Genomic DNA, 19,862 nt, shown 5'->3' on the forward strand with positions numbered 1-19,862 from the left:
AAATCCGGCGGTCAATCTTCACTGCCATGCCTCCTCGTCATTCCGCTCGTAGTCGCGGAACGCCTTTTTCAGCCCGCGAGCCCTTCGCCACGATGGGAGCGCAATCTGAGAACAGTCAATCGACGTCTGGCTGCAATTGCTGGCATACGAACCCACGACACCTCATTTCTTGTCGGAATTACATCAGTAATTTCAGTGACTTATTGACGAAATGGAGTAGACTCAACCGAAATTTTTGATGAGTTTCGTTTAGCTGTTCAGCGCGTCGTTGAGGTCGTGCAATCCGACCATCAGCATCATGGGGTCGGACGGAGAAGGCAGGAAGCCGACGGCCTCGTAGAAGGCTCGTGCGTCATCGGAAATCGCATGGACCAGCACGCCGCGGATGCCGAGTACTTCAGCGGCATTACGCAAGCGCAGGCCCGCGTCGCGCACTAATGCCCTGCCGATACCACGCCCCTGATAGGATTGATCAATGGCGAGGCGACCAAGCACAGCGACTGGGATTGGATCCGGCATATTGCGCCGAAAACGGCCAGGTGCTTCCGGCTGTTTTACCGCGCCCGAGGCGAGCGCGTAATAGGCGATAACGCCGATTCCCTCGCACACGACGAAAGTACGCGATGCGCCGCCTGCTTGATTGGCGCGGACGCGGCGACGCAGCCAGTCCTCCAGTTCAGGGACACCGGAATTGAAATCGGCCAGTTCATGATGATCGGCCAGGGGGGCCGGTGCACTGAGGGTCACGCCTCATCCCACGGCGCTTTGGTCGACATGGTGCGTTTTAGACGCTCATTGAGCGGGGCGGGCGCATCAAGCCGGGCAAGGTATTCGGCAAAGATTTCGGGGCTTACCGTGAAGATAATACGGTCGAGCAGCACTTCCTCGGCACGGCGCTCGGAAGCTTCCAACATGAAATCCGTGCGCGTTTTACCGAGCAACTCGGCGGCGCGATCGATCAAGTTGCGGGTCGCAGGCTTGATGCGCATATTCAGCGGCACACTTGCGTCTGGACTTTTACTCGGGCGTGAGGTCGGCATGGAAACTCCTGTTTGCAGGCATTTATATAGCGTAACGACATCATCTTTACAAGCATCGTAAAGATATCGTCATTACGCGTTTCGCGCGGTGCTATTTCGCCGCATTTCGTTCATGGACTCTTGGGGAATCGAACCAACGCCCGCTCTTCCGTATAACTTTTAGGCGCCTAAAAACACTGGAAGATCCAGACAGGTTTCAACGGCCGTCACCTCTCCACCTAAGAGTGATTTCCACTATCAAGAGAATAGTGGCCTCAGTGTTCACCCGGCGCATCATGCAAGTGGTTCGCGATACTTGTCACCGTCCTAATCGGCAATCGCCTTGGGAGAAGATTAGGGGGCATCTCAGCCCCCTCAACTTCACTAATATTCTTGGGTGAGGCAAGAGGGGCCAATTCTTCACCTCGCTTGGCAGGAGGCAAGCCTGCAATGAGGGTGCGCCGGCCGCAGTCGGCAGCACCCCTGCTCCTCTTCGAAGCGTTCTGGGCGCGTCCTCGAGGCGTAAGGCGGCTCCGAGCCGCACCCCGTGAAGGTCGATCTCGATGCCCCAACTGATCCAGGGAGTATCTTGGCAATGGAGTCGCGGCGCCTTGCAGTGCTGGGACAATCCTGATCAGGGATGTTGAAGATCGGCGTAGATGGCCTCAATGCGCATGGCCTCCCCGTCCGTCAGGGCGGCGAATTCGCGTTCCCGCGCCCGCTTCGACAATTTGCCGTCATTCTGGCGCAGAAAGCGGAACAGGAGGTCGAGCAGCCTGTCCGGCATGTCGATCATCCGCGAGACCTCGGCCTTAAAGCTATAATAAGCTCTAAGGAAGGCGGTCTCTGCGGGCAGATCGACGTCGATTGTCCGCGCCACGCATTCAAACAGGAACTCCGCGTGGGGCGTCGCATCGAAATAGCGATAGAAATCGGCCGTCTCGTTCAGCACCTCGACATTGCCGCGATCGGTCGGTCGCCAACGGATATGGGGCAACAGACGGCGCGAATAGGTCTCCAGCACGCGCCGGTATTCGTCGATGCGATCGAGGATGACGGCCGAGACGGGAAACACCAGCCCTGGCGGATTGAAGCCGCGCTCAGCCAGCACATGGTGGATGAGGTAACGGTGCAGGCGTCCGTTCCCGTCCTCGAACGGATGGATATAGACGAAGCCGAAGGCGAGCGCGGCGGCCACGAGAACCGGATCGAGCTGCCGCGCACCGCGGTCGAAGGCAGTCAGTCCGTCGATCAGATCCGGAAGGTCCTCATAGCGGGCGCTGACGTGGTCCGGAATTGGCGCGCCGCTCACGCGATCATGCTCGCCGACAAAACCGCCATCAGTGCGCAGGCCAAGGTGCACGAAACGCGCGTCGCCGATGACAATGCGCTGCAACCGCTCCAGTTCGGCCCGGTCGACTGGATGGCGACCAGCCTCCCCGATCACCTGCCCCCAGCGCTGGATGCGATCCTGGGGCGGATTTTCGCCCTCGATCTGAAAACTCGACCGCGAATCCTTCAGGAGCAGGAAGGTGGCGGTGCGGGCGAGCAGATCGGCCGGCACGTCTGCAATCAAGCGCCGTGCTTCCTCGCCGAGATTACGTGCGACAAATGCGTCCAGGGCGGGTGTCCGGAAGATCATCGGACACCAGGCGGGTGTTCCCGGCAGGTTGTTCTTCAGCCGATGGCGCGGCGATGTCGTCCCATCAACCGCCCATTGCAGATCGGCATCGACGACGGGAGCATAAGAGCCTTGGGCGGCATCATCCAGATCGAGCCTGGTGTCTAGCAGCCATTCATAGAGAAACCAGAGACGCCGCGCATACGCGCCGGTCGGCGCAGCTCGCACGATCTCGGTAACGGGCTGCGGTCCGGTCACCTGAAACAGGGACTTGAGCACGGCCAGATCCAGTCCTTCGTAACGCAACGCGAAGGTCAGATGGCCCGTGAGATTGGGTTCGGGTTGGTGACGCGGCGTGTAAAGCTTCCACCCGTCAGCCTGATAAATCTTGTGGCGTGGGCCGATGGCGGCAAGGCTGATCGGCAGGGGTACGGGCAGTTCGAAAGCATCGATCAGGGCAGCGTAGCCGACAGGGAGCGCTCGCTCGGGCAACCAGCGCCCGTGAAAAACGCTCACCGCGTCTGAAAATGGCTTCTTTTGCTCATGCGCCATGAACTTCGATATTGACCCGTGAAATCCTGTCCTTGGATAAGAAATGTCATGAAAAGAAATTCCGGACAATGAAATTCGATGGAATCCAACCGGACGGCATGAAATTCAATTCCGCAGAGTCGGATTTCTCACCACCGCTGCGGTCAATCGGCTGGCCAACCTCCTCGATCTTACATCACCCCCTTCCCGTTGCTGCGGATCGATGGCGCCACGCTGGTTTGAACCAGCGTGAAGCAGCTCAAAAACTTAAAACGGCCTGTGTTTTTCCATGAGCGCAGTTCCCCACGCCCCCATTGCAGCAAGATTGCTCTTTAGGCCATCATCTGCATGGCGTTGTGCCCCCAGGCCGAGCCCGCTTGATATGATTCGAACCACGAAAAAGGGAAACTAGTAATACCCATCCGTTGTCTGGGAACGAGCCGCTCCGTCGCCGGCCGACGAAGCAAGAACCGGATTTCGATTGCGACCATACTGTCGCGGTGCGCAACCCATCTTCCGCTTGAACGCCGTGCTGAATGCGGCATCGGACTCGTAACCCAGCGATAGGGCAATGATTGAGATCGGGTCATTCGAATTTGCCAGCCTGTCTGCCGCCAGCAGCATCCGCCAGCGGGTCAGATAGTCCATGGGCGTTTCGCCGACGGTTGCCTTGAATTTCATGGCGAAGGCGGATCGGGACATGCAGGCGCGCTCGGCAAGTTCCTGCAGCGTCCAGCGACGGGCAGGATCGGCGTGCATGGCGGCGATCGCTGCGGACATCTGCTTGTCCGCGAGGGCAAAGAACCAGCCGACACGGCCTTCCACCTCGTCTGCCAGATGGAGCCGAAGGGCCTGAACCAGCATCATATGGGCAAGGTGTTGAGCGACAAGGAAACTCCCAGGCTGTGGCTCGCGCAGTTCCTGCATCATCCGCTCCACGGACCAACGCAGAGCCGCCTGATCCGACTCTTTGTGGATGTGCACGATCGGAGGCAAGGTTCGCAGCAATGTGCCGGAATGTTGCCCACTGACGGCAAAGCGGCTGCCGACAAGAAAGAAATCCCCGCCGCCATTCACCGTGACGACACCGCCGGCCCGGGCCGGCGGAAAGACCGTGCCAGCTTCGACAGGGCGAAGGCTCAGATCGCTCGCAAGACGGAATGGACGGCCGCTCGGCAGCACGAAGCAGTCTCCGCTTTCCAATCGCACCGCATGGGGAACATCTTCCACGGCCAGCCAGCATCCGCCGGAGACGACGGCATAACATTTGATCCGCTCATTCTGATCGCCGAACTGGATCGACCAGTCGCCGCCCGCATCGAAGCCGGAGGACACGTAGCTGCGCGGTTTCAGGAGCGAAAGCACGTCTGACAGAGGGTCCATGAGGTAATCCTGGACGATCGCAAAGATATTGTGGATGGAGACGAATAGCTCGTATCAGCGCGCTTGTCTATCGTGCCTCTAGCCATGGAGGCGATGCAATGATCTCTACCATACTTCGCAAAATATCCGGTCTTTGGGACCACCGGGGCAAAGGGCAAAGACGCGCCCTGATGGCAGCCCTTCTGCCATCGTCGGGCTTGTTCTGTCCTTTTCCGGCCGCCGCCCAGGATGCTGATGGAGCGCGCCTGTTTCAGCAACGCTGCGCGACCTGCCACAGCCTGGAAGCGGGCCAGAACAAGTTGGGTCCGCACCTGTCAGGCGTCATCGGCCGGACTGCCGGCAACATCGAAGGCGCCGCCTATTCCGACGCGATGCGGTCTTCCGGCATCACTTGGGACGGCCAATCCCTCGACACCTTTCTCACGGCGCCGGGCCGCATGGTTCGCGGCACACGGATGACTGTCGCGATCCCCAATGCAACCCAGCGAGCGGCGATCATTCAGTATCTGGAAGGCCAATCGGCCGATTAAAGTTCATTGGAGCAATCATGACAGCCTTCACCATCAACGGGCGCGCGGTCGATGTCACAGCCGAACCTGATACACCGCTTCTTTGGGTAATCCGGGAACATCTAAAGCTCACCGGCACGAAGTTCGGTTGCGGGATTGCACAATGCGGGGCCTGCACCGTCCACGTCGATGGCGAGCCGACACGTTCCTGTCAGACTTTCCTTGAGGATGTCGCCGGCAAGGCGGTCACGACGATCGAAGGCCTCTCGCCGGATGCCAGCCATCCGCTTCAGAAGGCCTGGATCGCCGAGCAGGTGCCGCAATGCGGCTATTGCCAGTCCGGACAGATCATGCAGGCGGCGGCGCTTCTTGAGACAGAGCCGAACCCCACGCGTGAGCGGATCATCGAATATATGGATGGCAACATCTGCCGCTGCGGGACCTATGTGCGGATCATCAGCGCCATTCAGCGCGCTGCACGGGAGGGCTGACACATGACCCAATCATTCAAGCTTCACAGCCGCGCGATCTCGCGGCGCAGTTTCCTGATCACGGCGGGCGGCTTCGGTGTCGCGGTTGCATTCGCCGGTCTGCCCGGGAATGCATCGGGTGCCGCCGTGGCGCCAGCCGTTGAGGGCGACTACCGCCCGAACGCCTGGGTGACCATCGCGGCCGATGGCATAGTCAGTATCATGTCGCCAGCCTCCGAGATGGGCCAGGGCATCATGACAACGCTGCCGCTTCTCATCGCGGAAGAAATGGATGCCGATTGGGACAGGGTCCGCATTGTCCAGGCTCCGTCCAACGCGGAAACCTACGGCAATCCGGGCTTTTATGGTATCCAGCTCACGGGCGGCAGCGAATCCACGCGTGGTTATTACGACCTGCTACGGCTGATCGGCGCGCAGACCAGAAAGGTCATCCTGGCAAGTGCAGCCGGAATGCTAAACGTGCCGGCGATCGAGCTCAAGACGGAACCAGGCCGCGTAGTACATGCACGATCCGGTCGGTCGCTCGGCTATGGCGAGATCGCGGCGGCCGGTCCACTTCCCGATCCTTTGCCGCAGGCCACAGGGGCCGACCTGAAACCCGCCGATCAATGGCGCTATATCGGCAGGCGTGACATCCCCCGTGTCGACGTGCCGGCGAAGGTCGACGGCACCGCGATCTATGGCATCGATGTGCAGCTTCCCGGCATGCTGTATGGCGCGGTGCTGCGGGCACCCGTCCAGGGTGAACGACCGGAGGCCATTGACGACACCGCGGCCAGGACCGTGCCGGGCGTGACGCATATTGTACCGCTTTCCTACGGGGTCGGAATCATCGGCGATACGGTCGAGGCGACGCTGCGGGCAAAGGACCTTCTCAATGTGACGTGGAGCACGACGTCGCGGGTTCGCAACTACGCAAGCACCCGCCTGCTGGAACACTATCGCAGCGTGGCGGGCGACCTCTCGCAAACGGGCGTGGAGGCCTTCTCCGAAGGTGACGCAGATGCCCTGATCGCGAATGCGGCGACTGTCATCGAAGTCGACTACATGAGCGATCTCGTCTGCCATGCCACCATGGAGCCGATGAATGCCACGGCGCTGGTGACCGGGGACACCGTGGAGATCTGGGCGCCGACGCAGGGGCCGACGGGTACACAGGGGTTTGCCGCGGAGGTCATCGGCACCACACCTGACAAGGTCAAGGTCAATGTGACCCTGCTCGGTGGCGGCTTCGGCCGCAAGGCCGAGGCGGACTTCATTGTCGATGCCGCGTCGCTGGCCAAGGAGGTGGAGGGACGCCCGGTCAAGGTCATCTGGAGCCGCGAGGACGATATCCGGCATGATAAATTCCGGCCACTCGAAGCGCAGCACATTCAGGTCGGGCTGGACGCCGATGGCAACATCGCCGGCTGGCGGCATCGTATTGTGGCCGATTCCATCTTCGCTCGAACCAACGCCGAATTGTTCGCAAACGCGGGCGGTCACGACGACGTCGTGACCGAGGGGGCGCATTTCAACTACGCCGTTCCCGCTCATCGGATCGAGTACATTCGACAAGATAACGGCTTGGACATCGGCTTCTGGTTCGCGGTCGGGGTTGGCTACACCCGGTTCGGTATCGAATGCGTTATCGACGAAATCGCGGCCGCCAGGGGAACCGATCCCCTGCAACTCAGGCTGGAGCTGCTGCGGGACCAGCCACGGGCGCGCAACGTTATAGAGACCGTCGCCCGGATGGCCGAATGGGATCGGGAGCGCGATGGCCGAGCACTCGGCCTCGCCTATTCCGATGCCTTTGGCTCTCATTGTGCGCAGATTGCGGAAGTGTCGCTCAATCGTGAAACCGGGGTGATCAGGGTACATAAGGTTTGGTGCGCTGTGGACCCGGGGGTCGCGATCCAGCCGCGCCACATTGAGGGCATGTTGATCGTCGGGATCACGAACGGAACTGGCCATGCACTGTTCGAGCAGGTCAACATCGTCGATGGCGAGGTGCAGGAAGGAAACTTCGACACCTATAGAGTGATCCGTATGTCCGAGGCGCCCGAAATCGAGGTGTCGGTGGTTCCAACAAGTGGAAGCCCGGTTGGAGGCATGGGCCAGGTAGGCCTGCCGCCGGTGGGGCCGGCAATCGCCAACGCAGTCGCGCGGCTCACGGGCGGGGCGAGGCTCCGGCACTACCCGTTCCTGCCCGACCGGGTCCTAGCGGCCCTGAACGCCTAGCTCCGCAGATGCTTGCTCGCACTGGATGATGTCGGAGCACCGCAAGAAGTGCCGATGAAGGGTATCGACGCCACGCCGGCCTCTGCCGCGATTGCACGCATCGGCCCATCCACTCGCGACTGCGTTTGCGCTTTTGATAAACAGGCCGTCGCCTTCCTGAGTATCTGTCCGTGCGGACAAACCGCAACGGTTCGCGATGGCCTACGCTCAGCAGCTGTCTGGAGGTCCGGTGCAAAGTTCAGCGGGCTCTTCGGCACAATGGCAATGCTACCCCGTACGGCGTGCGTGAGTAAGTCGAGCTGACTACGTAAGCCCACCTGCCCGCACCTCCGGTCTACGTTCGGCAGCCGGGTTGCGGCGCACCCGCAAAGTGTCCTGCTTTGGCGGCACCTTGAAAAGGCGACCATATTCGCGGGTGAACTGGGAAACGCTCTCATATCCCACCTCGAACGCCGCGTTGCTTGCCGAAAAGCCTTCATCGCGCATGAGGCGCCGTGCTTCGATGAGACGCAGTCGCTTCTGGTACTGCCCCGGCGTCAGCGACGTCATCATCTTGAAGTGCTTGTGAAACGCAGTCAGGCTCATAGCCGCTGCGGCTGCCAGGCGCTCGACAGCAATACGTGCGCGATATTCCGACCTGAGGATCGCGATAGCTTCAGCCAGGCGACCGGCATAGCTATCGGGGTCTGCAAGTGTGCGCAGTGCGGGACCATGCGGACCCGACAGGAGCCAGTAATGCAGTTCCCGCATGATGCCGGGCCGCACGATGGGCGTCGCATCCGGATGGTCCAGAAGATGCATCAGTCTCAACCCACAATCCAGCATCGCTGCTTCGGTATCGCCCGTGAACAACTTCTGCGTTCCCGATGAACGTTTCGAGGCATCCGTGCCGATCTGGGCCGCAACCTCGCGCAGGAGCGCAATCTCCAGTTCCACGGCAATCGCAAGATAGGGCGCCTCAGGGGTCGCCTCGATGATCCGGCCAACCACGGGCATGTCGGCAGCCACGATGACCGACTGTCCACGAGAGACTATCCGTTCCTCAGTCCCCACAAGCATGCGCTTTGCGCCTTGCAGCACGAAGCAGACGAGTGGCCGATAGACGGAGTGCAAGTCGCCAGTAGACTCTTCAACGCACATCATGCGCAGCCCTGGCACCGGGGTTATGGCCAAGCCCTCCCGGTTCGCGTGATGTCGCGCATACGTGCGAACAGCCTGCTTGAGTGCATCCATATCGCTTGCTCCCGTTTTTGTCGTGAACCTAGCACGTCAGCGCGAGCATTTCAGCAACCTTGCAGGATTAGGCAAGTTTTGCGCAGACCGCGGCAAGTCTCCCAGCCCGCCTCGATGTAAAAAATCTCCCAACAAAGAGGGCGCCCTCTCATCGGTACGTCCGCCGCCGTGCGGGTCAGGCAGGAAAAGCGTGGGCTTCGACCTCGATTGAGCCATGAACCTCGCTACCGGTCGACGCAACGTCGACACAACCACGAAAAGGAGATGAAAATGACAGATCGTCAGAACGAACCGGTCATCCCTGCAGTGTCGCGGCGCAAGATGCTGGCCGGAGCCGGTGTTCTTGCCACAACGGCCACCATAGCAGGCATAGCTCGGGCACAATCCCCGGCCACCACTGCCGGAGCGGCGTCGGGGACTGCCGGCAATCCAGGAGTTGCACTGGTAACGGGCTCGTCAAGAGGAATCGGTGCAGCAACCGCGCGGCAGCTTGGCCGTGACGGCTATCGAGTGGTCGTCAACTGCGTCGTGAACACTGATCTCGCAGCCCGGGTGGCCGCAGATATCGAGGCAGACGGAAGCCAAGCCATCTGGCGACAGGCGGACGTGCGGGATCCGGCAGCGGTGCGAGCGCTGTTCGATGCGGCAGAAGAGGCATTCGGCGGCGTCGACGTCGTCGTGGCCAATGCCGGCGTGATGCATCTTGCGCCTTTCGCCGAGATGACGGACGAGGACGTCAATCACATGATCGACGTCAACATACGCGGAAGCTTCCACACGTTGCGTGAAGCAGCTCGGCGTGTTCGCGACGGCGGCCGGATATTTGCTCTTTCTTCCACCATCGCCAAGTTCCGTACAGAAACCTACGGACCCTACGCAGCCTCGAAAATGGCCCAAGAGCTTTACGCTACCGTTTTGGCGAAGGAACTGGCCGGGCGAAACATATCCGTCAATGCGATCGCGCCTGGCGTCGTCAATACGACCTTGTTCACCGACGGAAAGACGGAGCAGCAGATTGCAGGTTTCGTACAGCGCACGCCGCATGGGCGGCTGGGAGAACCGGAAGACATCGCCCAAGTCATTTCGCTTCTGTGCAGCGGCAACGCCCGCTGGGTGAACGGCCAGGCCATCTACGCGAACGGAGGCATCGCCTAGTCGGCCCAGTGATTCCCACCCTGAGTCGATAACAGCTAGCTTCCGTCACCAATGGCACAGGTGACGGAAGCGTGTCCCGGCGAAGAAATTATGGTCAGACCGAGATTGCATCCAACCTCGACATGCCCTGGGGTCTCACCTTCTTTCCTGAAGGGGCAGCGCTCGTCACCGAAAGATCTAGCGGGTTGCAGAGGTCGTGGCGAACCTACAACTGTCGAACGCATAGACGATGTCGCTATCAGCGCCGAAGGCGGGCTACTGAGAAGCGGTTGCCTCATTCACGCGATCTCAAAAACAATTGACGAGGTCGCTTGGCGAGCCTGGCCGAAATCATGTCCTGCAAGCCCCCGACACCGTTCGGAAAGCCTTCGAAACTCCCAGCGGCTCTCCCAGGCAAAAGCACGCGGCAAGCCGGCCTGTGAATCTGGCGGGAACATTAAAAGCTACCAACGCGTCTGCGTCGCGCACGCGACGTGGTTCGGGAACCGAATGTGACGACGCGCCATAGAGCCGTCGGCCACCTGCTTTCCCGACGTGGAATGACGCAAGTGAAATGACCACTCCTGCGGCTATGGCTTCTGCTCCTTCATCGCCACGACCGGCGGAATACGAACCGCAGCCCCGGTCAGTATACTGTTTATTTCCTGGGCACGCCGGAGATGATCGAGCACGGTGGGCAACATTGAGGCCGCCAGCCGCTGCATTTCCCCATCCTCGCCCAATGAGATCTCCCATGCCAGCAATTGCGCCGTCTTTTGATGATCAACGATCTGCGCCTTGATATAGGCCACGTCGAAGGCCTCATCGTTCAGTTTATCCAGGTGGTCGCGCACGACCTGGTGATCCGGATCAAGCCCGGTCGGAAGCGGGATCTTGGTGGCATCGGCGAGGTCCTTCAATTTGCTATTGGCATCCTTGTGATCGCGGACCATCATCTCGGCAAACTGCTTGACGGCATCGGCCTTGGCCTTACCGCTGGCCAAATTGCCCAACTCCACCTCTGCAAGTCCGCCTGCGGTGATAAGTTGCGCAAACAGCCGGTCCTGATTGTTGGTCTGATGCGGCGCCGGCACACCGGGCTTCGACATCTTCGTGTCGACGCCCATTCCGGCTGGGTTTCCAATCTGGGCAACAGCGCTGCCGCTCAGCAACATCAATCCTCCCAACAAAATGATACGATGGCGATACATGGCGCTCTCCTCCTTTATCCTTCACAGCGTAAGCAGATATGCGACCAGATCCTTCTTTTCCTGCTCGGTCAGCTTGACTCCCAGGACCAGATTGAAAAACTCGACTGTGTCGGCAAGCGTCATGAGGCGTCCGTCATGCATATAGGGTGGTGAATCCTTGATGCCCCGCAGCGTGAAGGTTTTGATGGGGCCGTCGGGTAGCGTGACGAAATCGTTGAAAACCTGACCGATCTTGTAGAAGCGTTCGAGCTTCAGGTCGTGCATGTTGTTGTCCATGAACTCCGTCTGCGGCACGTGACAGTCGGCACAACGCCCCTTGCCCATGAATATCTGCTCCCCGGACAACTCTTGCGCAGTGGCAAGAGCCGGATCCAGTCGGCCGAACGGATCGAGCTTCGGTGCGGGCGGGAAATCGATGATGTTCTGCATCTGCGCCATCATCGCGACCTGGTTCGGCCGATCGGGCAGATTGACGCCCTTGCGCGTCGCACTGACATGGTCGCCGTTGAAATAGGCGGTTCTCTGCTCGAATTCGGTGAAATCTTCGACCGACCGCAGTGATCGCTTGGACCCATGGATATGTTGGTTGAACAATCCCCGCAAACTTGTCGTATCGAGCCGGAAACGATCCGCTTGGGGGCGGACATCCGGCGTCAGGTGGAAAGCTGCGTTGGTATGGAAATTGGAATGGCAATCGAGACAGGAAACACCCGTGCTCTGGTCTGCAACCTTGCGATCTTCGGTCTGATTGAACTCCTCCTGCGGAAAAGGGGTCAAAAGCAACCGCAATCCTTCCATCTGCACCGGCGTGATGATGCCGTTCATGATCTCGTAGAAGTTCTTGATCGTCAGCAATTGTCCTCGCGACACGTCACCGAGTTCGGGATGCGTTGTCAGAAAAATGGGCGGAGGAAATTCCGGCGTCAGATTGTCGGGAAGATCGAAGTCGACGTCGAACCGGCGAAGATCCCGCATTTCCTGCACGTGGATTTCATCGATCTGACGGTTGGGAAAGACTTGTCCGCCCGTCGCCTGTTTCACATGCGGCAGGGGCAAAAACCCTTCCGGGAACAGGTTTTTGTCCCTGATCTCGGCCGGTGTCATCTCCGCTAATTGATCCCAGCTTGTATCCGCTGGAAGCTTGACGCGAACCCCATCCTGCACAGGCTTCATCCCGCCAGACATCATGACTTCCGGCATCGGACGATCCGATAGATCGTAGCGGCGATCGAGAAGATCGCGTTGCCGCCGCATTACGTCCGGCTTCTGCGCCTCGTCAATTTTGCGGACTTCCGAAAATGGCATGGTCGGCAATGGCCGGTATGTAGCATCAGGCGGCAGTGGATCGGAAACGGCTGCGACCGCCAGGACGCTTATCCCGGTAAACGATGCCCCGAAGAATGCGCCGGATCTTCGAAATTTCCACATATCCCTCTCCTCCATTGCCGATCGAGCAGGCTGTCCGAACTGCGGAGAGGGGGAAGAGTTCCTGGACAGCAATGATTTTAGGTTTCAGGACCGCTATCTTTAAGCCGGGGCAAAACCTCCTGCCCAAAGACATCGATGAATTCATGCTGATTTCGGCCGACATTGTGGACGTAGATTTCCTGAAATCCCATCGCGGCGTCCATTCTCAACCACTCGACATGCCGATGCGGATCAGCCGAGACGCGCACATGCTCATCCAGATCTTCCGGCCGTATTTTGGCACATGCCTGATCGAACTCTTCGGGCAGCCGGAGCGTCTCGGCGACCGCAGCGGTAACGGCGTTGCTGCGCCACTGGTCGAAGGCATTGGCTCGCGCTTCATCGTCGGAGGCGGCATAAGAGATATGCACCTGCAAGTAGAGCGGCTTGCCTTCGCCGCCGCCACGCCGAAATGCCTCGACGATATCGCGAAGGTTTTCCCGCGGCTGATTGATGGTGATCAGCGCATCCGCCCAGCTTCCCGCCCATTCCGCCGTCTCGGGCGACAATGCACCGGCAACGATGCGGGGCATTTCTTCGGCAAGAGTATGAATGCGCGCCTCGTCTACCCTGATCGGTCCTTCGCGGCTGACGAGTTCTCCCGACCACAGTTCACGGATGATCCCGATCGCCGCCTGCAGCCTTGCGTTCCGCTCCCGCTTCGACGGCCAGCGTTGTCCCGTCACGTGCTCGTTCATGGCCTGACCGCTGCCGACTGCCATCCATGGAAAACGCCTCGGAAACATCTCGGCGACCGTCGCCGCAGCCTGCGCCGTGATTGCGGGATGATAACGCCACCCGGACGGAACGGTGATGATGCCGAACGGAATGGATTGTGTTGCCTGCATTGCCGCCCCCAGCCACGCCCAGGCAAAGCCCGATTGGCCCTGTCTCTCGCTCCAGGGGGTCAGATGATCCGAAGACATCACCGCTCCAAAGCCCGCGGCTTCCGCGGTCCGGACGTAGCCGATCAGTTCGCTCGGCGGAAACTGTTCATGAGAGGCATGGTAGCCGATGAGCGTCATTGTCCATTGCCTTCGGAAATGAGCCAGCGATAGGCGTAAGGTTCGAGTTCCAGTCGTGAATTCTTCGCGACATCGAATTCCAGGTCGCCCATCAGATCACGAAAGTATCTGGGCTGCATGCCGCCAAAATTGATCTCGGCTTTGATCGGTCGGCTCGCCAGGTTGTGGACGAGCAACAGCAGGTCACCCGCGTCTTCGAACCCGTGGACAAGAACAGCTGGATCGTCCGCACTCAGCCTCACCGGCCGGCCCTTCGTGAAAATCGGCTGATTTCGGCGAAGGCTGATAAATCGCTTCATCCTGTTCAACAACGAACCGGCGTCGTTGTTCTGGTCTGCGACATTCACGTTCTTGTATGAGAACGGCCCTTCGGTGACGACCGGCTGACACAGCTTTCCGACATTCGCGGTTGAGAAGCCACCATTCCTCTCGCCTGACCACTGCATCGGCACCCGCACAGAGTTCCGTCCGGCTTGGGAAAGATCTTCACCGATACCGATCTCGTCTCCGTAAACGATGAGGGGCGGCCCCTTCAGCGAAAAGACGATGCTGAATGCCAGCTCGATCCGGCGCTGATCACCATTCAGCATCGGCGCGACACGCCGCCGGACGCCGCGCTCGAATACCTGCATTTCCTTTTTCGGCGCGAAGACGTCGAAAACCGCCTGCTTCAGATCGGGCGGCACGCGGGAAAAATCGAGCTCGTCCAGATTGCGAAGGAAATTGACCCAACCACAGTTCAAGGGAGGTTCCGGAAGAAGGCTCAATCCCTGGTTGATTGCGGCAGCATCCTCCTTGGCAAAACCGGCAAACATATAGCAGGCCAGCATGAAGTTGAGCAGAAGCTGGATTTGGTCCCCTTCTCCGAAAAAGGCGTCGGACGCCTCTGGCGGAAGGTTTACTTCTCCGAGCAGCACGCCGCCTGGCCGGCGGCTTTGCAGATAGCCGCCGATTTGTCTGAGAATACCGTGCGGATCGCGAGGATTGGCATGTTCGAGCCCTTTGTCCGCGATGATGAGCGGAGCTGCATCCAACCGAAACCCACTGACCCCGAAGGCAATCCAATAGTCCACGATCCGGAGGATTTCCTCACGCACCTGGGGATTGGCGGCATTCAGCTCCGGCTGGAACTCGTAAAAATTATGGAAATAATAAGCTCGCGCAACCTCATCGTACGTCCAAAGACTATCCACCTCACCGGGAAAGATCGATTTGGCGCCGGCAGCGACCGGTGGAGGATCGGCGCTCCAGACATAATAATCGCGATAACGCGCCTTGTCGTCACGGCGCGCCGCCTGAAACCAAGGATGTTGGTCGGAAGTGTGGTTAACGACCAGATCGATGATCACACGAATGCCGTGCTCTCCGGCACCGTGCAGAAATGTCAGGAAATCGTCGAGCGTGCCGACTTTGGGATTGATGGAATAAAAATCGCTGACATCGTACCCGTTGTCGCGGTCGGGACTGCGATAGAAGGGCAAAAGCCAAATACAGGTGATACCCAATTCGGAAAGATAGGCCAGCTTTTCGGTGAGCCCGACGAAGTCACCGACACCGTCGCCATTTCCGTCTGCGAACTTCTCGACATCGATGCAGTAGATCACTGCTTCTTCGTACCAGGTGCTGCTCCGGTTCGGCACGCCTGCAATCTCCTGTCATTGCCCTGTTAAAAGGGCATAAACGGCTCCAAACGAGGCAAGTTCCCCCTGGGCTTTCCTGATTGCACATGGCCTGCAACGAACCCGCCGGCGCCGCCGCATGGAACTCGATTTTCTTGCCGGTGCGACGGCGCCCAAGGAGATATTCGGCACCCGGAACCATGCCCGCCCCAAAGACGGCAAGATGGCTTATCTTGGATAGATTTGGTTATCGTCAGTTCCGGGCGAAGCGAGCCCGTCTCCGTGCGCAGGTCTCGGGGAGACACCCAAACGACGGAACCAGCACTCGTCCTTGACGTTCGGCTCAACGAGACGATTGCGAAAGGCCTCCGATGGATCCGTTCCACGATCACCCCATGAATCGAGCCAGCGAGCAGGAAGCCTTACCGGCCGGACGCAAGTGGTGGCATGTATCGACGGTCTACCAGATCTATCCGCGCAGTTTCTGCGACTCAAATGGTGACGGCATCGGCGACATTGCCGGTATCACCTCCAAGCTGGGCTACCTCAAATCGCTTGGCATTGACCTGATTTGGCTGTCCCCAATCTACAGGTCGCCCATGGATGACAACGGCTACGATATTTCTGATTACCAGGACATCGCCCCGGAATTCGGCACACTCGCCGATTTCGATCATCTGGTTGTCGAGGCGCGCAGGCGCGGCATCGGTATCATGCTCGATCTCGTCGTCAACCACACATCCGACGAACACCCTTGGTTTTTGGAATCCCGCAAGGGACCGGGCAATCCGTTTCGTGATTTCTATATCTGGCGCAGACCCGGGCCGGACGGCGGACCGCCCAACGATCTTATGTCTTCCTTCGGTGGGCCAGCATGGACGCTCGATCCATTGAGCGGCGAATATTATTTGCACCTGTTTTCGCGCCGCCAGCCGGACCTCAACTGGGAGAACCCTGCGGTCCGCCGGGAAATCTACAAAATGATGAACTGGTGGCTTGAGCGCGGCATTGCCGGCTTCCGCATGGATGTCATCGATTATATTGGCAAACAGGTCGACCAGGGGCTGGTGAAGGATGGGCCGCGCCTGCATGAATACCTGCAGGAGATGAACCGCAGGACGTTCGGACGCCACGACATCCTCACCGTCGGCGAATGCTGGAGCGCCACGCCGGGATCTGCGCTCCTTTATTCTGGCCGCGACCGCAGCGAGCTCTCGATGGTCTTCCAGTTCGAACACGTCACCCAGCAATGGGACGAGATCTACGGTAAGTGGCGCCCGAAAGCCTTCGACCTGGTGAAGCTGAAGTCTGTGCTCAGCAAATGGCAATATGCTCTGTCCGAGGACGGATGGAACTCGCTCTTCTGGGGCAATCACGACCTGCCGCGCGCGGTCTCGCAGTATGGGGATGCAGCCGGTTATCACTCGCAGTCGGCCAAGATGCTGGCGACCGTGCTGCACCTGATGAAGGGGACCCCGTTTATCTACCAGGGCGAAGAGATCGGCATGACCAACGTGCCATTCACCACAATCGATCAGTATCGCGACATCGAGACGCTCAACATGCACCGGCTGCATGTCGAGGCCGGGCTGTCGCCGGAGGATTTCATCAAAGGTGCCAACCAGAGCGCACGCGACAATGCTCGCACACCGATGCAATGGAACGCCGCTGCGCATGGAGGCTTCACGAAAGGAGTGCCTTGGATCGAAGTTAATCCCAATTATGCGACCGTCAACGCGGAAGCGGCGATGACCGACGAGCGGTCGATCTGGAACCATTACCGCAAGCTCATCGCACTCAGGAAGACGCATCCCGTCATCGTCTATGGGCTCTATCAGTCCTGGCTCGACCAGCATCCGGATGCATTCGTCTATTCCCGCGCGCTCGACAGGGACCGACTGGTGGTGATCGCCAATTTTGCACCTCACAAGGTTCAGCTGACGCTTCCACGCGAACTCGCAAATCCGGGAACATGCCTGATCTGGAACTATGAGCCGGTCGATACGCTTGGAGAAAATGTCGACCTTAAGCCCTATGAAGCATTCGCTATTTTATGCGAGATGAGGGAATAGGAAGTCACTTGCATGGCAGCTTTGACGATGGCCTGTGAGAGAAGCAGTATCACCGCGAAGATTCTTTCTCGTCGCCGTTTAGCCATCACAGGGTCCCATCTCCCTGCCAATTGAAAATGAGGCTGCATGATTGAAAAGTCTGACAATGAGGCGATGAAGGGCGACCGGCCGACACTTCTATTCAAGACGAACACGCGTGGGATGCCCTTAAAATCGGCTCTTGAATTCTGGCAGCAATCCGCTGGCTCGCTTTATGACGTCACCATATCCCAACCGGAAGCATTTCACACCACCCACTGCACATTCCGCTTTGGAGAATTGCTGCTGACCCATTGCATCAGCGTCGCCCAAAAGCTGAACCGTTCCAGCTATCGCGTTGCCGCGGATGGCTACGACCATTTCGAGATACAGTTTTTTCTCAAGGGTCATTGGAGCCGCCAAGACGGACGGCAGGAAGCACACGCCGCACCGGGAGACCTGATCATTCACGATACCGCGCAAGCCCACGCGGGATCTGCGAGCGATTTTTCCAATCTGACCCTCTTCGTTCCCCGGTCACTGCTCGCACCATTGTTGATGAGCCCCGACGAGCACAATATGAGGGTTCTGGCGGCTCATGAGCCAATTGTGGGACTTCTTCGCAATCACCTCGACGCTCTTTGGCAGGTCCTTCCGCTACTCGATGAAAAGCAAGCCGCAGCGCTAGCCCTACCGACCGCCGAACTTGTTGCCGCCACCCTCAACGGCGGTGCGAGAGAGGATACATCGCAAGGCGTAGCCGCAGTGCAGCTTGGTGAAATTCGACGCTACATCGATGCAAACGCACTTGATACGGATCTTTCGCCGGTCCGCATTGCCGCGGCTTTTGGCATTTCGTTACGCAAGCTCACCTACCTCTTTTCCGGCGATGGCGGCGTCGCCTCCTACCTTCAAAGGCGACGATTGACGCTGGCGCGTTCGGCTCTTCGCGATCCGGCTCAAGCTCACAAGTCGATAGCTGCGATCGGCCTCGAACACGGCTTCGTCTACGCCCATAACTTCACACGCGCCTTCCAGCGTCTTCATGGACTCACGCCACGCGAGATCCGGGCTGTCGCACAGAGGAACTGGATATCCGGCACAAACGAATCACAAAGCTGGTTCGCTCGCGCCGCCTTATGGGGAGGTAACGGATCCTGTGTGCTTGATGGGTGACGCCGCCTTGCGCGCTTTGAGTATGTTATCGGCTCTCGTTTGCGCGCTGGGATAGATTTACCCCACTGCGCTTGCAGCTTCTTATATTCGTTTCAGAATTTTGATTTTTTAGCCTCGCTCCGCCTAGCACTCGGCGCGTCCTCGCCTGCCCCCACGCAGAACGACGGCGTGCCAGCGCGATGGTTTTCAATGATTGGCGGGCCGGGGGAAAATCGAAGTGTGGCCGAAAGACTTACCCGAGGCATTGCCAGAGCGCCTTTCGTTGACCGGACGCCAGGTCGCGTCTTTCCAAACAGACCTGTCGGGCTCAATACTCCTGGTGGCCTTAGCCGATAATCGCACAACCTGCGCATGGCTTGTTGCCCGCCCCACGATGACGCGTAGCCGTCGTCCCGCAAATTCGTCGTCCGGCATCAGGCGACGATCAGATCCACAACCTCTTCCAGCCAACCAGCTTCCCGGCAATCGGAGTACGACACCCATGAGAATATTTGTTCTTTCCACTTTCCTTGCGCTCGGTGCGTCAACGGTACAGGCTGCTGATGTCGTTGCCGAACATCCCGCACCCTCCGTCGCTTTTGAGGCGCCGGCTTACACCTGGTCGGGCGCCTATCTTGGTATCCAGGGCGGTGGCGGCTGGGCCAATGGGAAATTCTCCGGCCTCGGCATTTCCAGCTCCGAAGACGCCAATGGCGGTCTGTTTGGAGCCTTTGCAGGCTACAATTACCAGTTCGACAATGATCTCGTGGTCGGCATCGAGGGCGACGTCGAATACAACTGGAACGAACAAGAGATTTTCGGGGCGGATTTCGGCACCGATTGGGCAGGTTCGGTGCGTGGCCGCGTGGGATATGCGTTCGATCGCGCTCTCATCTACGCCACAGCGGGATGGGCCGCCACCCAAGGTTACGTCGACGTGCCGGGATTGGGCAAGGACGAAGAAACCTTCAACGGCTACACGGTCGGTGCGGGTCTGGATTACGCCTTCACCGGCAACATCTTTGGCCGCATCGAATATCGTTACAACGACTTTGGAAAAAAGGAACTGCAAGGGGTCAGCGTCGATGTTGACCAGCATGCGGTAAAGGTCGGCCTTGGCATCAAGTTTTGATGATCAAGCAAGCTTCGAG

General features: G+C 59.1%; 17 protein-coding genes. 8 read left to right on the forward strand and 9 right to left on the reverse strand.

What is annotated here, in order from left to right; translation table 11 throughout:
• Positions 1 to 249: 249 nt before the first annotated feature.
• From JL39_RS03945 to JL39_RS03955, 3 genes are all read right to left on the reverse strand, one after another.
• Positions 250 to 747, reverse strand: coding sequence for a GNAT family N-acetyltransferase (locus tag JL39_RS03945; protein WP_037146493.1), 498 nt, complete (start codon positions 745 to 747; stop codon positions 250 to 252).
• Positions 744 to 1,040, reverse strand: coding sequence for a DUF1778 domain-containing protein (locus JL39_RS03950; RefSeq protein ID WP_037146495.1), 297 nt, complete (start codon positions 1,038 to 1,040; stop codon positions 744 to 746). Before JL39_RS03950 ends, JL39_RS03945 begins: the two co-directional genes overlap by 4 nt.
• Before the next feature lie 613 nt (positions 1,041 to 1,653).
• A complete protein-coding gene (locus tag JL39_RS03955; protein WP_037146497.1) occupies positions 1,654 to 3,192 on the reverse strand; it encodes a Fic family protein in 1,539 nt (512 codons plus the stop codon).
• 11 nt (positions 3,193 to 3,203) lie between these two features.
• On the opposite strand from JL39_RS03955, the gene JL39_RS31460 reads away from it, so the two are divergent.
• The gene (locus JL39_RS31460) at positions 3,204 to 3,464 is read left to right on the forward strand and encodes a hypothetical protein (protein ID WP_152601039.1); all 261 of its coding nucleotides are present in this window, start codon (positions 3,204 to 3,206) and stop codon (positions 3,462 to 3,464) included.
• A gap of 115 nt (positions 3,465 to 3,579) precedes the next feature.
• On the opposite strand, the gene JL39_RS03960 is transcribed toward JL39_RS31460, so the two are convergent.
• Positions 3,580 to 4,554, reverse strand: a complete 975-nt coding sequence (locus JL39_RS03960; protein ID WP_037146498.1) for an AraC family transcriptional regulator — start codon at positions 4,552 to 4,554, stop codon at positions 3,580 to 3,582.
• Positions 4,555 to 4,724: 170 nt separating this feature from the next.
• Here JL39_RS03960 and JL39_RS03965 point away from each other — a divergent pair, with 170 nt between their 5' ends.
• From JL39_RS03965 to JL39_RS03975, 3 genes are read left to right on the forward strand one after another with little or no spacing between them, the layout of a single operon-like run.
• A complete protein-coding gene (locus tag JL39_RS03965; RefSeq protein WP_037146500.1) occupies positions 4,725 to 5,084 on the forward strand; it encodes a c-type cytochrome in 360 nt (119 codons plus the stop codon).
• 17 nt (positions 5,085 to 5,101) lie between these two features.
• Positions 5,102 to 5,554, forward strand: coding sequence for a (2Fe-2S)-binding protein (locus JL39_RS03970; protein WP_037146502.1), 453 nt, complete (start codon positions 5,102 to 5,104; stop codon positions 5,552 to 5,554).
• 3 nt (positions 5,555 to 5,557) lie between these two features.
• Positions 5,558 to 7,777: a molybdopterin cofactor-binding domain-containing protein gene (locus JL39_RS03975; protein WP_037146504.1), complete on the forward strand. Its 2,220-nt coding sequence runs from the start codon at positions 5,558 to 5,560 to the stop codon at positions 7,775 to 7,777.
• A gap of 303 nt (positions 7,778 to 8,080) precedes the next feature.
• Here the strand turns inward: JL39_RS03975 and JL39_RS03980 are convergent, their stop codons facing one another.
• The gene (locus JL39_RS03980; RefSeq protein WP_052182654.1) at positions 8,081 to 9,010 is read right to left on the reverse strand and encodes an AraC family transcriptional regulator; all 930 of its coding nucleotides are present in this window, start codon (positions 9,008 to 9,010) and stop codon (positions 8,081 to 8,083) included.
• A 264-nt stretch (positions 9,011 to 9,274) separates the two neighbouring features.
• Between JL39_RS03980 and JL39_RS03985 the strand changes: the two genes are divergently transcribed.
• Complete coding sequence (locus tag JL39_RS03985) at positions 9,275 to 10,165, forward strand: SDR family oxidoreductase (protein WP_052182655.1); 891 nt, start codon at positions 9,275 to 9,277, stop codon at positions 10,163 to 10,165.
• A gap of 569 nt (positions 10,166 to 10,734) precedes the next feature.
• Here JL39_RS03985 and JL39_RS03990 read toward each other — a convergent pair.
• The 4 genes from JL39_RS03990 to JL39_RS04005 all read right to left on the reverse strand — a co-directional run bounded on the left by JL39_RS03990 (position 10,735) and on the right by JL39_RS04005 (position 15,487).
• Positions 10,735 to 11,355, reverse strand: a complete 621-nt coding sequence (locus tag JL39_RS03990) for a DUF4142 domain-containing protein (RefSeq protein WP_037146506.1) — start codon at positions 11,353 to 11,355, stop codon at positions 10,735 to 10,737.
• A gap of 21 nt (positions 11,356 to 11,376) precedes the next feature.
• Positions 11,377 to 12,783: a hypothetical protein gene (locus JL39_RS03995; protein WP_037146509.1), complete on the reverse strand. Its 1,407-nt coding sequence runs from the start codon at positions 12,781 to 12,783 to the stop codon at positions 11,377 to 11,379.
• 77 nt (positions 12,784 to 12,860) lie between these two features.
• Positions 12,861 to 13,847, reverse strand: coding sequence for a TIGR03885 family FMN-dependent LLM class oxidoreductase (locus tag JL39_RS04000; RefSeq protein ID WP_037146511.1), 987 nt, complete (start codon positions 13,845 to 13,847; stop codon positions 12,861 to 12,863).
• Positions 13,844 to 15,487 carry an alpha-amylase family protein gene (locus JL39_RS04005; RefSeq protein ID WP_037146513.1) on the reverse strand — a complete coding sequence of 548 codons (1,644 nt, stop codon included), beginning with the start codon at positions 15,485 to 15,487 and terminating at the stop codon, positions 13,844 to 13,846. Before JL39_RS04005 ends, JL39_RS04000 begins: the two co-directional genes overlap by 4 nt.
• A gap of 374 nt (positions 15,488 to 15,861) precedes the next feature.
• Here JL39_RS04005 and JL39_RS04010 point away from each other — a divergent pair, with 374 nt between their 5' ends.
• From JL39_RS04010 to JL39_RS04020, 3 genes are all read left to right on the forward strand, one after another.
• Complete coding sequence (locus JL39_RS04010) at positions 15,862 to 17,538, forward strand: alpha-glucosidase (protein ID WP_052182671.1); 1,677 nt, start codon at positions 15,862 to 15,864, stop codon at positions 17,536 to 17,538.
• 126 nt (positions 17,539 to 17,664) lie between these two features.
• Positions 17,665 to 18,732 carry a helix-turn-helix domain-containing protein gene (locus JL39_RS04015; protein ID WP_152601040.1) on the forward strand — a complete coding sequence of 356 codons (1,068 nt, stop codon included), beginning with the start codon at positions 17,665 to 17,667 and terminating at the stop codon, positions 18,730 to 18,732.
• Positions 18,733 to 19,213: 481 nt separating this feature from the next.
• Complete coding sequence (locus JL39_RS04020) at positions 19,214 to 19,843, forward strand: outer membrane protein (RefSeq protein ID WP_037146518.1); 630 nt, start codon at positions 19,214 to 19,216, stop codon at positions 19,841 to 19,843.
• The last annotated feature ends 19 nt before the right edge of the window (positions 19,844 to 19,862 follow it).

The sequence above is a fragment of the Rhizobium sp. YS-1r genome (genome assembly GCF_000757525.1).
Classification (GTDB): Bacteria; Pseudomonadota; Alphaproteobacteria; order Rhizobiales; family Rhizobiaceae; genus Neorhizobium; species Neorhizobium petrolearium.

Coding starts and splice junctions, on each gene's coding strand:
- JL39_RS03950 (WP_037146495.1), bottom strand. CDS start 1,040: ATGCCGACCTCACGCCCGAGTAAAAGTCCAGACGCAAGTGTGCCGCTG.
- JL39_RS03955 (WP_037146497.1), bottom strand. CDS start 3,192: ATGGCGCATGAGCAAAAGAAGCCATTTTCAGACGCGGTGAGCGTTTTT.
- JL39_RS03960 (WP_037146498.1), bottom strand. CDS start 4,554: ATGGACCCTCTGTCAGACGTGCTTTCGCTCCTGAAACCGCGCAGCTAC.
- JL39_RS03965 (WP_037146500.1), top strand. CDS start 4,725: ATGGCAGCCCTTCTGCCATCGTCGGGCTTGTTCTGTCCTTTTCCGGCC.
- JL39_RS03970 (WP_037146502.1), top strand. CDS start 5,102: ATGACAGCCTTCACCATCAACGGGCGCGCGGTCGATGTCACAGCCGAA.
- JL39_RS03975 (WP_037146504.1), top strand. CDS start 5,558: ATGACCCAATCATTCAAGCTTCACAGCCGCGCGATCTCGCGGCGCAGT.
- JL39_RS03980 (WP_052182654.1), bottom strand. CDS start 9,010: ATGGATGCACTCAAGCAGGCTGTTCGCACGTATGCGCGACATCACGCG.
- JL39_RS03985 (WP_052182655.1), top strand. CDS start 9,275: ATGAAAATGACAGATCGTCAGAACGAACCGGTCATCCCTGCAGTGTCG.
- JL39_RS03990 (WP_037146506.1), bottom strand. CDS start 11,355: ATGTATCGCCATCGTATCATTTTGTTGGGAGGATTGATGTTGCTGAGC.
- JL39_RS03995 (WP_037146509.1), bottom strand. CDS start 12,783: ATGTGGAAATTTCGAAGATCCGGCGCATTCTTCGGGGCATCGTTTACC.
- JL39_RS04000 (WP_037146511.1), bottom strand. CDS start 13,847: ATGACGCTCATCGGCTACCATGCCTCTCATGAACAGTTTCCGCCGAGC.
- JL39_RS04010 (WP_052182671.1), top strand. CDS start 15,862: ATGAATCGAGCCAGCGAGCAGGAAGCCTTACCGGCCGGACGCAAGTGG.
- JL39_RS04015 (WP_152601040.1), top strand. CDS start 17,665: ATGATTGAAAAGTCTGACAATGAGGCGATGAAGGGCGACCGGCCGACA.
- JL39_RS04020 (WP_037146518.1), top strand. CDS start 19,214: ATGAGAATATTTGTTCTTTCCACTTTCCTTGCGCTCGGTGCGTCAACG.